Source organism: Hymenobacter negativus, assembly GCF_017571495.1.
In the GTDB taxonomy this organism is placed as follows: domain Bacteria; phylum Bacteroidota; class Bacteroidia; order Cytophagales; family Hymenobacteraceae; genus Hymenobacter; species Hymenobacter negativus.
The window spans coordinates 486,726-499,584 of the sequence record NZ_JAGETZ010000001.1 but is presented as its reverse complement, the minus strand read 5'-3'; the positions used below and the strand labels follow the sequence as shown (position 1 = coordinate 499,584).

At 57.7% G+C, this 12,859-nt stretch carries 11 protein-coding genes; 9 read left to right on the top strand and 2 right to left on the bottom strand.

What is annotated here, in order from left to right:
* Positions 1 to 90: 90 nt before the first annotated feature.
* The 6 genes from hutU to J4E00_RS02115 all read left to right on the top strand — a co-directional run bounded on the left by hutU (position 91) and on the right by J4E00_RS02115 (position 6,368).
* Entirely contained in the window at positions 91 to 1,869 is a 1,779-nt protein-coding gene (gene hutU / locus J4E00_RS02140) for a urocanate hydratase (protein WP_208173360.1), read from the top strand.
* A 74-nt stretch (positions 1,870 to 1,943) separates the two neighbouring features.
* Positions 1,944 to 2,639 carry a hypothetical protein gene (locus J4E00_RS02135; RefSeq protein ID WP_208173359.1) on the top strand — a complete coding sequence of 232 codons (696 nt, stop codon included), beginning with the start codon at positions 1,944 to 1,946 and terminating at the stop codon, positions 2,637 to 2,639.
* Between the two features lie 81 nt (positions 2,640 to 2,720).
* Complete coding sequence (locus J4E00_RS02130; RefSeq protein WP_208173358.1) at positions 2,721 to 3,338, top strand: hypothetical protein; 618 nt, start codon at positions 2,721 to 2,723, stop codon at positions 3,336 to 3,338.
* Positions 3,339 to 3,464: 126 nt separating this feature from the next.
* The gene (locus tag J4E00_RS02125) at positions 3,465 to 4,226 is read left to right on the top strand and encodes an NADPH-dependent F420 reductase (protein ID WP_410779740.1); all 762 of its coding nucleotides are present in this window, start codon (positions 3,465 to 3,467) and stop codon (positions 4,224 to 4,226) included.
* 283 nt (positions 4,227 to 4,509) lie between these two features.
* Positions 4,510 to 5,505: a hypothetical protein gene (locus J4E00_RS02120; protein ID WP_208173356.1), complete on the top strand. Its 996-nt coding sequence runs from the start codon at positions 4,510 to 4,512 to the stop codon at positions 5,503 to 5,505.
* 44 nt (positions 5,506 to 5,549) lie between these two features.
* Positions 5,550 to 6,368 (top strand): hypothetical protein, encoded by an 819-nt coding sequence (locus J4E00_RS02115; protein ID WP_208173355.1) that lies wholly within the window; start codon positions 5,550 to 5,552, stop codon positions 6,366 to 6,368.
* Positions 6,369 to 6,498: 130 nt separating this feature from the next.
* Here J4E00_RS02115 and J4E00_RS02110 read toward each other — a convergent pair whose 3' ends face one another.
* The gene (locus tag J4E00_RS02110; RefSeq protein ID WP_208173354.1) at positions 6,499 to 7,248 is read right to left on the bottom strand and encodes a hypothetical protein; all 750 of its coding nucleotides are present in this window, start codon (positions 7,246 to 7,248) and stop codon (positions 6,499 to 6,501) included.
* A 401-nt stretch (positions 7,249 to 7,649) separates the two neighbouring features.
* Between J4E00_RS02110 and J4E00_RS02105 the strand changes: the two genes are divergently transcribed.
* Positions 7,650 to 8,780, top strand: coding sequence for a TlpA disulfide reductase family protein (locus J4E00_RS02105; protein ID WP_208173353.1), 1,131 nt, complete (start codon positions 7,650 to 7,652; stop codon positions 8,778 to 8,780).
* Positions 8,781 to 9,251, top strand: a complete 471-nt coding sequence (locus J4E00_RS02100; protein ID WP_208173352.1) for a hypothetical protein — start codon at positions 8,781 to 8,783, stop codon at positions 9,249 to 9,251.
* A 48-nt stretch (positions 9,252 to 9,299) separates the two neighbouring features.
* On the opposite strand, the gene J4E00_RS02095 is transcribed toward J4E00_RS02100, so the two are convergent.
* Positions 9,300 to 9,833, bottom strand: coding sequence for a pyridoxamine 5'-phosphate oxidase family protein (locus tag J4E00_RS02095; RefSeq protein ID WP_208173351.1), 534 nt, complete (start codon positions 9,831 to 9,833; stop codon positions 9,300 to 9,302).
* Positions 9,834 to 10,163: 330 nt separating this feature from the next.
* Between J4E00_RS02095 and J4E00_RS02090 the strand changes: the two genes are divergently transcribed.
* Positions 10,164 to 12,782 carry an MGH1-like glycoside hydrolase domain-containing protein gene (locus J4E00_RS02090; RefSeq protein WP_208173350.1) on the top strand — a complete coding sequence of 873 codons (2,619 nt, stop codon included), beginning with the start codon at positions 10,164 to 10,166 and terminating at the stop codon, positions 12,780 to 12,782.
* The last annotated feature ends 77 nt before the right edge of the window (positions 12,783 to 12,859 follow it).

Here is a 12,859-nt window from a genome sequence, read left to right as displayed (position 1 = left end):
TGTGTAGTGTGATAGGTACAAAAGCTAGGGTAAGCCGTGACCCTGCTGGACATTTTCCTATCTTCGCTGCACCACCCAAACCTCCGCTTCATGACGCCCACTTCTTCTCAAACCGCCGAGCTCAACCTCGAAGCCAACTCCCTCTCCACCGCCTCCGGTGCCGCCGCGCCAAAGCACGACGGCAAACGCCCGATGTTCTATGAGTTCAAACCTGAGGAAACCATCAAGGCTGCCCATGGCACCACCCTGCGCTGCAAAACCTGGGAGGCCGAAGCCGCCCTGCGCATGTTGGAAAATAACCTCGACCCCGCCGTTTCACTCGTTTATGATGAGCTGATTGTGTACGGCGGTGCCGGCCGCGCCGCCCGCAACTGGAAGGAGTATCAAACCATCGTGAAGACCCTGAAGGAGCTGGAAGCCGACGAAACCATGCTGGTGCAGAGTGGCAAAGCCGTAGGCGTGCTCAAAACCTGGCCTCATGCTCCCCGCGTGCTCATTGCCAACTCCAACATTGTGCCCGCCTGGAGCACCCAGGAATACTTCGACGAGCTCGACAAAATGGGCCTGATGATGTACGGCCAGATGACGGCCGGCTCCTGGATTTACATTGCCACCCAGGGCATTCTGCAGGGCACCTACGAGACGTTTGCTGCCATGGCCGACCAGCATTTCGGCGGCAGCCTGCGCGGCACCATCACCGTGACGGCTGGCTTGGGCGGCATGAGCGGCGCCCAGCCCCTGGCCGTAACCATGAACGACGGCGTCTGCCTCGTCATCGAGCCGATTGACGAGCGGGTGAAGCAGAAGGTGCGCGAAGGCTACGTGGATGAGCAGGCCCACGATTTGGGCCACGCCCTGGAGCTGTGCGAGCGCGCCAAAGCCGATGGCAAAGGCTGGTCGGTGGGCCTCACCGGCAACGCCGCTACCATCCTGCCGCGCCTGCTGGAGCTGGGCTTCCAGGCCGAAATTGTGACCGACCAAACCTCGGCCCACGACCTGATGGACTACATTCCCGAAGGCGAGATAGGGGAGGTGCTGGCCTTAAAAACGGCCAACCCCGAGGAGTTCAAGCGCCAGGCCCTGGCTTCCATCGTGAAGCACGTGGAGGCCATTCTGGAGATGCAGCGGCGCGGCACCATCGCCGTAGACTACGGCAACAACCTGCGCGGCCAGGCCGAAAAAGGCGGCCTGAACGTGCGCGACGAAAACGGCCAGTTCCTGTACCCCGGCTTCGTGCCCGGCTACATCCGGCCGCTGTTCTGTGAGGGCAAAGGGCCCTTCCGCTGGGCCGCCCTCAGCGGCGACCCGGCAGACATTCTGCGCATCGACCGCGCCCTGCTCGAAACTTTCCCCGACAACAAGCTCCTGGCCCGCTGGATTGAAAAGGCCCAAGCCAAAGTGCCCTTCATTGGCCTGCCCGCCCGCGTGTGCTGGCTGGGCTACGGCGAACGCGAGAAGTTCGGCCTCGTTATCAACGACCTTGTGGCGCGAGGCGAAGTGTCGGCTCCCATCGTCATCGGCCGCGACCACCTCGACTGCGGCTCGGTGGCCTCGCCCAACCGCGAAACCGAAGGCATGAAGGACGGTTCCGACGCCGTGGCCGACTGGCCCCTGCTCAACGCCCTGGCCAACTGCGCCAGCGGCGCCGACTGGGTGAGCCTGCACAACGGCGGCGGCGTGGGCATCGGCAACTCCACCCACTCCGGCATGGTGATAGTGGCCACCGGCACTCCCGAAAAAGCCGAACGCCTCAAGCGCGTGCTCACCACCGACCCCGGCATGGGCATCTTCCGCCACGCCGACGCCGGCTACGAGCTGGCCCAGGACGTGGCCCGCGAGCGCGGCGCCAAGATTCCGTCGATGAAATAGGTAGTAATTAAGGTAATTGGAAGCCGGTGGAAGCGAGTTGTTTCTACCGGCTTCTTGATGATAAGTGTTTTGCTATGCGTGTTGTCGCCTGCCTCTTTGGAATAGTACTGCTAGCTGGTTCGGCTTGTCAAAAAAAGGTGCCAGCAGGATTTGTGGAGAGAAGGGCCGATTTTAAGTCATTTAAGTTCTACCCAAATTTGGAAGGCAATATCAAACTGAATGTGCCGGTTAAATTTGATACGCTGCTAAATTGGGTTGACCGTTCGGATGCCGGAGGTAGTACAAAGCTCCGTTTTACTAGTTCCAAAGGCTGCCTAACCCAAGAGTCAGGATATATTCACGTTGATATTTGTGACGATGATATAGATAGACTGACAATTGAGTCTTATCCAATAGGGCCGGCAACAAGGATAAATAATGATACTGCTGGGTTTGCTTATGCGGCCATGCGTTTGCAGCAGGCTGCCCGGTCTTATGTCAACAAATTTGCTTGGCACTCCAAATCAGTCAAAACAATCAATGAGAGACAATTCAGGGTGCTGGAATATTGGGGCTCACAAAATTTAGGCAGAAACAAACAGGGTGAGTTTGTTAAGGGACCATTTGAACGCCTTGTTGCAACTACCAGATTAAATCAAGGCGGAAGAGAATGGGGAATCACAATGCTCTTTGAATGCAAGAGGTGCGATTATGCAGGCTTTGCTAAAAACGCTCACACCGCTTTAGAATCAGTCATTATTGACACCATTGCAAGTAGAATCAGCAAGTAGTCTAATTCTATCTGGCTAGCTGCTGATTCTTCTGCTGCATAGCAGTCTGTATTACTAAAAACACCTGTCCAACATGCTTCTATGAAACACTCGTTACATCTGGCCCCTGCCTTGCTGCTCCTCCTAGCTTCCTGCCAAAGCAACCCCGATACTCCCGCCGCAGCCGTTGCCCCGCCCCCGGCGGCCACTCAGCCCGCGCCCCCCAAGGCGGAGCCCACGACGTCCGAGCACATCGAGGCTGGCATGCTTGCCATCACCGGTCTGCCGAGCGAGGAAATTTCCACTGCGCAACTCACCCGCCAGCTGGGCCGCCCCGATAGCATCGCCAAAGGCGCCGTCGAGTGCGGCGGCAGCCTCAACCTGCCCACGGATACCCCCGACGGCGACTTCTGGTACTATGGCAAAACGATGTACGAGGTGAACGGTACCCGCGCCATCCTGCTCGGTTTCGATGTGACGTCGGGCAAGTTCAAGGGCAAGCTTGGGAAGCTGGTGCTGGATAAGAACACCACCCTGGAAGACGTGCGGCGCTTCTATCCCGAATCGGCCAAAGCAGCCGACAAGCCCGCTGGCCCCGGCCGTACGGGCGAAGAAATGAGTTTGCCCTACTACGACAAGGGTGTGCCAGTAGAGGGAGCCCTAGAGCTTTTGTTCCAGAAAGGCCGCCTGCAAGCGGTAGAATTTTTCAATCCCTGCTAGCGCTACGCCATAAAACTGACGCGCCGCAAGCCGCTGATTGGCTGCCAGGCTCTGTGGAGCGCTTTCGCTATTGCCGGCTGAAAAAAGCAATTTGCCTCCGAAGCGGTTTAACTCCCTGCGGCTGCAATTCGTAGCCGCGCAACCCGCTTAACCTTTCACAGCATGAACATTGGAATCATTGGCGCCGGCCACATCGGCAGCGCCCTCGCCGTGCGGCTCGTCAGCCTCGGCCACTCGGTTAAAATTGCCAACTCGCGCGGCCCCGAAACCCTGGGCGACGTGGCTCAGAAAACCGGCGCTACCCCCGTTACGGCCGAAGAAGCAGCCCAGGGCGCCGACCTCATCGTGGTCACCATCCCGCTGAAAAACATCCCCGACCTGCCCAAAGACCTATTCGCGGGCGTGCCAGCCGAGGTGCCCATCGTCGATACGAGCAACTACTACCCCATGCTGCGTGACGGCCAAATCGCCGAGCTCGAAACCGGCGACCTCACCGAGAGCGAGTGGGTGCAACAGCACCTGGGCCGCCCGGTGGTGAAGGTGTTCAACAACATCTACGCCGACCACCTCCAGAACAAAGGCGTACCCGCCGGCACGCCCGGCCGCATTGCCCTGCCCGTGGCCTCCGACGATGCTGCCGCCAAGCAAAAAGTGATGGCCCTGGTCGAAGAGCTCGGCTTCGACGCCGTGGACGATGGCACCCTGCACGAGTCGTGGCGCCAGCAGCCCGGCACCCCGTCCTACGGCGCCGACATGCCCGCCGACAAGCTGCGCGAGCACTTCGCCAGCCTCGGCTCGAAGCGCACCGAGGCCCAGCACGCCGAATACAAAGCCAACCAGGCCAAAGCCGAGCAGGCCATGGCCGACCAAGGCATCCAGCTGAAATAAGCGGTTGGCAACTGCTAAACAAAAACGTCAGGCCGCGCGGCCTGGCGTTTTTTTATGCCTCCTGCGGTAGCCCCGGCCGCTGGCAGCCGCTTTTCGCTACCCTGGCCTGCCTTCCGCCCGTTCCCAGTAGCTTCTTCTTTGAGAAACTGGTGTAGCTTAGTGCCGCTTCTATATTATTGGCTCTGGAGCCAGCTATGTTATGGTCCAGAACTCGGCAAATGAGCATTGAGTCAAGATTCTGACATCGGAATGAGGATTATAATTTAAATTTTTGCTGAAAGTCATGGCAATAAACACAAATTCAGCTGTGATAGAATTTTTGACGAATTCTGTCAATCTAGACCCTGGACAAGTTCTAGGAGCAAGAAAAAGCCATAAATGGTTATTGGAGCAGATTCAATATTTGCCGAATAGACATAATGATTTTCCGCCTCTATATCCTGAAATAGATATACATTACGGTTCTTTTGCTCGCAATACAAAAATTCGAGAATTAGATGATGTTGATTTAATAGTTGGAATTTATGGTTCTGGTGGAACTTATGAGCATTATGGAGATGAAGTCAGAATTACTGTACCCGATGGCACAATACTTCGCAACCTATGCCATGATTCGAGTTCTTTTCTCAATTCTAAAAAAGTAATTAATATATTTAAAAAATATTTGGGTGAAATTCCCCAATACAGTAATACTGATATAACAAGAAATGGGCCTGCAGTTGTCCTAAATCTTACATCTTATACTTGGAGTTTCGATATTGTTCCTAGCTTTTTTACTAACACAAATGCAGAAGGTAAGTCCTATTATTTGATTCCTGATGGGAATGGACATTGGATGAAAACAGACCCGCGCTTGGACCAAGAGCGGATTAATAGGATAAACTCAACTCTTGGAGGCTATATAAGAAATCCCATGCGTTTAATTAAATATTGGAACAGGAGGCCAACAATGCCAAGCTCACCTTCTTATCTTTTGGAGTGTATATGCCTAAATTATTTTGAAGGGCAAAGTAGTATTTCAAAATACCCCGATATTGAATTTCCATACATACTTAGTTATGTGGCTCAAAACATTATTTATAATACTAACGACCCGAAAAATATTGAAGGTAATATTAATCGGCTCTCCCCAGAAGAGAGAAAAAAAGTGTCAAGTAGAGCATCAGTAGATTCTTCTAAAGCTCTAGCTGCTTTAGCTGCTGAAAAGTTAGGTAACCACAAAGAAGCTATTCGAATTTGGACTGAAATATTTGGTTCTGCTTTTCCAAGTTTTGGTTAAAGCAAGAGTCTTGTAGTTTTTAATAAACTTATATTTTGAACTAAGTGATGGACTTGAGAGCGATAAATCAGAATCGATTTGATGTTGCCAAGAATTTTTGGTTGGCTTCTGTGTCGTTGAAATTTTTGATGTTTAGCATTGGCGCTGTGTCAATATTTGTCATTAACTTATCTAATTATATACCCCAGATACTGCTGCTCCTTGCTGTCATTTCTGAAGTGTTACAATGGCGTTCTGATATAATTAAGAGTAAATCGGAATCGCTTTTGCGTAAATTAGACCTATGTAGGTCATTTCAAAAAGAAGTGTCAGCTACTGATAAACGTGAAATTGTGCTTGATATTCCGCGGAGTATTAGAGCTCAATTTGAAAACGATATTATGTCGGATACATATTTCACAAATTCGGAGCCGCCAGGGCCAAGAAAATCAATTAAGAATTTAATCGAATCTGCTTGGTATACTAGGCATCAAAGCGGAGATATGGCCATTTTCTGTATCTTACTAATTCTGTTTCTTGTTTTTGTGTCTATTGCTGCCTTAATTGTAACAAGTAGAGAAATTGAAGAGGTTAATATTCGCAACAACGTGAGTAAAGTCGTTACATCATGGCTACTCCTTGTTTTTTCCTTGGGAATATTCAGGAATGCTTGGGGATATTATAAGATGTACTTGCGTTGTCAAAAAACAGAAGATGCTAGTGAACATCTTTTGAGAAACGACAATATTCTAGAGGCTGATGCAATTAAACAGTGGTATGAATATCAGTTAGCGCGTTCATCAGCACCCTTGCTGCCAAACTGGCTATGGTCTATCAGAAAATCATCTCTTGACGATGCTTGGAAACGTACATCGATTGAATGAATTAAAATGAGAGCAATACTTGGGAATTTATTTTTTGGCCAGTATTGTATATCCGAATTTTTCCACTACACAAAACGGCCCCGCTGCACATCCGCAGCGGGGCCGTTCCGTTTCCACCCCTCTAAAAACCCTACGGAAGCGTCGGCTTCACCTCGCCCGCGCCGCCGTACTCCTTCCGAATCCGCTTCATCAGCGTGCCCAGCGAGTAGGTTTTGGCCTTTTTCGGATTCGTTTCCTTATACATCAGCATGCCCGTGCCCAGCACGTCCGCGATGTATTCCCAGAGCGCATTACCCGCCTTCGTGTTCTCGTCCGTGAATTCGAGCGTGGCGTTGAGGCTGCTGTTTTGGGCGGTGTTGAAGGCCTTGAGCTGCTGTTGCGCATCGGCAAACGCTTTCGTATCGGCTGGGGTGTGGCCCTGGGTCGTGAGGGCCTGCTGGTTGGCGGGCACCGCCAGCAGGCCGAGCAGGTAGCCCAGGGCCCCGTCGAGGCCTTCCATGTCCTGGGTCGAGATTTCGTTGCGCACCTTGCCCAGCCCAAAATCATCGACGCCGACCGTGAGGCCGTCCTTTTTGCCGGCCCGGTTCAGCCGGATGTTCAGCCAGTTCAGCGGGTCGCGCAGGCTTTTGGCTACCTGCGTCATCGTCTTGGTCACCTCCTTGGCCGTGGCCCGGCGGGCGCCCGTGGGCACCAGTTTGGCAAAGGCCGCCTTGCGGGCGTTCCAACCTGTGAGGAAGTCCGCGTCCGCGTAATCGGGCGAGGCCTTGCCAAAATCAGTTTTGTCCGTCTCAAACATGGCCGTCACCATGTCATCGAGCGGGCCTAGTTCTTCGAGCCGGCAGCGAAAGAGCCGGGCCGTGTCTGCGGTAGTTGTTGCCATTATTCCACTGATAGCTAGTCGCTGGGCCACTGTAGCCCGGCCGTGCTAAATATAGCGAAAGCACCGCTATAAACAACCCGCCTGCGGCCGCCCGTTTAGCCCTTGCAAATCTTCCCTAAGGCCCCGCAAATCCGCCCGTAGACCTCGCCACCCCACGCCTAAGCCCCGCGAAACTGCCCATGCCCCCGCAACCAGCCGCCTAGTCCTCGCCAACCCGCCCATAGGCCCTGCAAATCCGTCCATACACCGCGCAAACCCACTCACAGGCCTCGCCAACTCCTGCATAGGCCTCGCGCCAGCCCAAAGACCTCGCGCCAGCTCAAAGGCCTCCGCATAACAGCCGCGCCGCTGCGCCGTTAGCTACCTTGCCGCCGCGCTCACCCGTCCTTCAACCCCCGCCGATGAAAAAGACCCTACTCGCTCTCCTGCTGGCCGCCCCGCTGCTGGCCCCGGCCCAAACCCCCATCAGCTACACCGTCAGCGGCAAGATTGGCAACCTCAACGCGCCCGCCACCATCTTCCTCTTTGGCCCCGGCTCTCCCGATTCGGTGGTCCTGAAAAACGGCGCGTTCGAATTCAAAGGCACCTCCGACCGGCCCTTTCCGGCTACTATCGTCCTGCGCCGCACCGGCCAGTCGAAAGACCTCTTCGCCGCGAAAGAGCGCCTGCGTTTCTACCTGGAGCCCACGCCGGTGGTCATCACCAGCGCCGACTCGCTGCTGGAAGGCCGGGCCAAGGTCGTGGGTGGCCCCCTCACCGCCGACGACCAGAAGCTGAGCGCCGCCATGCAGGCCGTTATCGAAAAATCGCGGGCCTTCAGCGCCGAGGCGGGCAAGACGACCGAAGTTCAGCGCCGAGACTCCGCCTTTGCCGCCCGCATGCAGGCCAGTTTCGATGCCATCGGCAAAGCGTACGTCCAGGTCTATGCGCGCTTCATCCGCGAGAATCCCACTTCCTGGGTCAGCTTGTATTCCCTATACGGCATGAAGATGCTGGAAACCCCGCAATACGCCGTGGTCGGCCCGCTCTACAATGCCCTCAGCCCCGAGCTGAAGAACAGCCGCATGGGCCGCGACTACGGCGATATGGTGGATAAGCTGAAGGACCTGGCCATCGGCTCACCCGCCCCCGGCTTCACCCAAAACACGCCCGAGGGCAAGCCGGTCTCGCTGGCCGGCTACCGCGGCAAGTACGTGCTGGTCGATTTCTGGGCCTCCTGGTGCGGCCCCTGCCGGACGGAAAGCCCCGCTATTGCCAAAGTTTACAACCAGTACAAGGGCCGCAACTTCGACATTCTCAGCGTGTCGCTCGACGACGGGAAAGGCCGCGCCAAATGGCTAAAAGCCATCACCGACGACCACCTAACCTGGACCCAGGTATCGGACCTGCGCGGCTGGCAGAACCAGGCCGCCCAGCTCTACGGCGTGCGCAGCATCCCCCAAAACTACCTCATCGGCCCCGATGGTAAAATTCTGGCCGCTAACCTGAAAGGGGAGGAGCTCAAAACCACGCTGGCCAAACTCATCAAGTAAATGCGCCTGCTCTCTGTACTCGTTCTGCTATCAGCCCCCAGCGGCGCGGCCCTGGCCCAAACCAATTGCCCGCCGCCCACCCTCCAAGTGCTGCGCAACAACGAGGAAGTGCCCGCCACCGGCGCCCCCCTGGCCCCGCACGCCACGCTGCGCATCAGCCCCAGCTCGGCCTGCTCCGGCACCCGCTACCAATGCACCGGCGTCGAGCTGACGTTGCTGCGCGGCACCCGCCCCCTCACGCCCACGCGCACCGTCCGCCGTCCGCAGGTCGACCTCACGGCCTGGCTGCCCGAAGCCCGGCCCGGCGACCGCCTCTACGTTTTCGTGCCCTACAAAAACCTGCTGGTGCTGGCCGCCAACGGCAGTACCACCCCGTACCCGCTACCCGAAACCAACCCCAGCAAAAGCCGCGGCCTCGACCTGGCCACCGACGACGTCAAGGGCATCAGCTTCACCTGGGTAGTGCGGTAGCTCCGCCGCCGCTACCGCTTCTGCGGTGCCACGCCCTGCACCCGGGCCCTAAATCCCCGTCGGCTTGCCGTCCAGGCTCCGCGCGTTGCGCTGCTCCCAATACTCCTGCACCTTGGCGGGGCCTTTCTTTTCCAGGGAGTTGCTCAGCTCTTCGCGCTCGGCTTGGTAGGCCATAAAGGGCACGGCCATCCCGCAGGAAGTCGTGACCAGGTCAATCTCGACCACCAGAATCTGTCGGGCCCCGGGCAGCGGCGGGAACAAGGGGCTGAACTCCGCCCACTCGACATCGCGTGGGTGGAAAACGCGGGCCGAGCCGTAGAGCCGTAGAATGTTCGGCTTGCCCTCGAAGGCGCAAAACATGATGGTGATGCGATTTTGCTCGCGCAGGTGGGCGGCCGTCTCGTTGCCGCTGCCCGTGAGGTTGAGCCAGGCCACGCGCTTGCCATCGAGCACCCGGAACGAGTCCAGGCCCTTGGGCGAAACGTTGACGCGGCCATCGGGGGCCGCCGTGCCTACGAAGAACACGTGCTGCTGCTCGATAAAGCTGCGGATGGTGTCGTCTATTTCGGTGTATTGCTTCATGCGGTGGGAGGGAAGGTAGGCCAGTCTGTGCAAAACAGGAAGCCATTCAGGCCACTGCCGCACTACTGATGAGAACCCAAATTACGCCGGCTAGCCTATACAAATCCTTGCCGGACCCTCGCTTTCCGCGCTTTCGTCGCAAGGGGCCTCCCGCTCTTGGCAAGGAAAGCCGAAGGTGGGGATATGGCTCGCCACAGCGCCAGTATATAAAAATCAACTTCCGCGCACCAAGCCAATTATATCCGGCACTCGGCCATTGGCGCTAATCCTTGCGTAAGCTCCCCTTAATGCCCGCCGCCGCGCCCCGCGCGCCGGCCTGAACCCGCCCTTATGCAAGAACAAATACGCCTGGCCGAAGCCAGCGCCAAGACCACCGCCTGGAAGAAATTCGGCCCCTACCTCACCGAGCGCCAATGGGGCACCGTGCGCGAAGACTACAGCCCCTACGGCGACGCCTGGAACTACATCACCCACGACATGGCCCGCGCCAACGCTTACCGCTGGGGCGAAGAAGGTCTCGCCGGCCTCTCCGACGACCAGCAGCGCCTTTGCTTTTGCCTGGGCCTCTGGAACGGGCAGGACAACCAGCTCAAGGAGCGCCTCTTTGGCCTCACCAACGGCCAGGGAAACCACGGCGAAGACGTGAAGGAGCAGTACTACTACCTCGACAGCACCCCCACGCACTCCTACATGCGGATGCTGTATAAGTACCCGCAAGCCGCCTTCCCCTACGACGACCTGCGCGCCACCAACGCCGCCCGCACCCGCCAGGAGTCCGAGTACGAGCTGCTCGACACCGGCGTCTTCGACGAAAACCGCTATTTTGACGTCTTCATCGAATACGCCAAAGCCGGCCCCGACGACATCCTCATCCAAATCAGCGTGCACAACCGGGGCCCCGAAGCCGCTACCGTGCAGGTGCTGCCCCAGCTCTGGTTCCGCAACACCTGGATAACCGGCTACGACGACCACCGCCCCAAGCTGCGCGCCGTGGGCAACGCTGCCATCGAAGCCGAGCACCGTGACCTGGGCCGCTACCAGTGCTACTACGACCAGCCCGCCGAGCTGCTCTTCTGCAACAACGAAAGCAACCCGCGCCTGCGCCGCCGCAAGCCCAAAGCCCGCCACTACTACAAAGACGGCATCAATGATTACGTGGTAAACGGTCAGTCAACGGCCGTTAACCCCCACCGCCACGGCACCAAGGCCGCCGCCCGCTACCCGCTCACCGTCCCCGCCGGCGAGGCCCAGGTAATTCGCCTGCGCCTCAGTCAGCCCGTTCACGAAGCCCCGTTTGCCGATTTCGACCAGCTCTTTGCCTTGCGCAAGCAGGAGGCCGACGAGTTCTACGACTGCATTCAGGAGAACCTGGCCGACGCCGACGCCCGCAACGTGCAGCGCCAGGCTTTCGCCGGCATGCTCTGGAGCAAGCAGTGGTATTACTACGACGTCAGCCAGTGGCTCGACGGCGACCCCGGCCGGCCGGCGCCGCCCAAAGAGCGCCTCATCGGCCGCAATTCTACCTGGCGCCACCTGCACAACGCCGACATTATTTCCATGCCCGACAAGTGGGAATACCCCTGGTACGCGGCCTGGGATTTGGCCTTTCACTGCCTGCCGCTGGCCATGGTGGATGGGGATTTTGCTAAGCAGCAGCTCCGCCTGCTCTGCCAGGATGGCTACCTGCACCCCAACGGTCAGATGCCCGCCTACGAGTGGAAATTTGAGGACGTGAACGCCCCGGTGCATGCCTGGGCCACTTGGCGCGTGTACCAGATGGACCGCAAGCGCAACAACGGCCAGCCCGACACCGCCTTCCTCGAAGCCGTGTTCCAGAAGCTGGTCATGACCTTCACCTGGTGGGTGAACCGCAAGGACCGCGACGAGCTCAACATCTTCGAGGGCGGCTTTCTGGGCATGGACAACATCGGCGTATTCGACCGCTCGTCGCCGCTGCCCACCGGGGGCAAAATTGAGCAGAGCGACGGCACCAGCTGGATGGCCATGTTCGCCCTCAACCTCATGCGCATTGCCCTGGAGCTGGCCAAAACCAACCCCAACTACCAGGAAATGGCCGTTAAGTTCTTCGAGCACTTCCTCTACATTGCCGACGCCATGACCCGCGGCGGCGGTGGCCAGTTCAACCTTTGGGATGACGAGGACCAATTTTATTACGATGTGCTGCATGCCCCCGACGACTCGCGCACCCGCCTGCGCATCCGCTCCATGGTGGGCCTCATCCCGCTCTTCGCCGTCGAAGTCATCGACGATGAGCTGCTGAAAACCGTGCCCGAGTTTGAGGCCCGCGCCCTGGCCCTGCTCCAGCGCCGCCCCCGCCTGGCCGAGCTGGTGAGCCGCTGGGAAGAGCCCGGCCAAAGCACCCGCCACCTCATGGGCCTCATGCGCCGCAGCCGTCTCAAAAGCGTGCTCGCCCGTATGCTCGACGAAACCGAATTCCTCTCCGAATACGGCATCCGCTCGCTCTCGCGCCACCACCTGGAGCATCCCTACGAGTACCACACCGACGAAGACAGCTTCTCGGTAGCCTACGTGGCCGGCGAGGCCGAGTCCGACATGTTTGGCGGCAACAGCAACTGGCGCGGCCCCGTCTGGTTCCCGGTCAACTACCTCATCATCGAGTCGCTCCAGCGCTTCCACACCTACTACGGCGACTCCTTTGTAGTGGAATACCCCACCGGCTCCGGCAACCTACACACCCTCGCCCAGATTGCCGATGCCCTGTCGGCCCGCCTGTCCCGCCTCTTCCTCAAGGACGAAAACGGCCGCCGCCCCGCCTTTGGCCCCATCGAAAAGCTCCAGACCGACCCGCACTTCAAAGACAACCTGCTCTTCCACGAGTACTTCCACGGCGACGATGGCCACGGCCTCGGCGCCAGCCACCAAACCGGCTGGACCGGCCTGGTTGTGCGGCTGCTGAAGAAGGTGTAGGGCAGGCAAGAGCCCAGAAAGGCCGGCATGACCGTACTGCTTTTCGGCTTTTCTGATTCCCTTACTTTTGCCCAGCT

Bases quoted from the DNA above. Each gene is read 5' to 3' on its own strand.
- hutU (WP_208173360.1), top strand. From the start codon at position 91: ATGACGCCCACTTCTTCTCAAACCGCCGAGCTCAACCTCGAAGCCAAC.
- J4E00_RS02135 (WP_208173359.1), top strand. From the start codon at position 1,944: ATGCGTGTTGTCGCCTGCCTCTTTGGAATAGTACTGCTAGCTGGTTCG.
- J4E00_RS02130 (WP_208173358.1), top strand. From the start codon at position 2,721: ATGAAACACTCGTTACATCTGGCCCCTGCCTTGCTGCTCCTCCTAGCT.
- J4E00_RS02120 (WP_208173356.1), top strand. From the start codon at position 4,510: ATGGCAATAAACACAAATTCAGCTGTGATAGAATTTTTGACGAATTCT.
- J4E00_RS02110 (WP_208173354.1), bottom strand. From the start codon at position 7,248: ATGGCAACAACTACCGCAGACACGGCCCGGCTCTTTCGCTGCCGGCTC.
- J4E00_RS02105 (WP_208173353.1), top strand. From the start codon at position 7,650: ATGAAAAAGACCCTACTCGCTCTCCTGCTGGCCGCCCCGCTGCTGGCC.
- J4E00_RS02100 (WP_208173352.1), top strand. From the start codon at position 8,781: ATGCGCCTGCTCTCTGTACTCGTTCTGCTATCAGCCCCCAGCGGCGCG.
- J4E00_RS02095 (WP_208173351.1), bottom strand. From the start codon at position 9,833: ATGAAGCAATACACCGAAATAGACGACACCATCCGCAGCTTTATCGAG.
- J4E00_RS02090 (WP_208173350.1), top strand. From the start codon at position 10,164: ATGCAAGAACAAATACGCCTGGCCGAAGCCAGCGCCAAGACCACCGCC.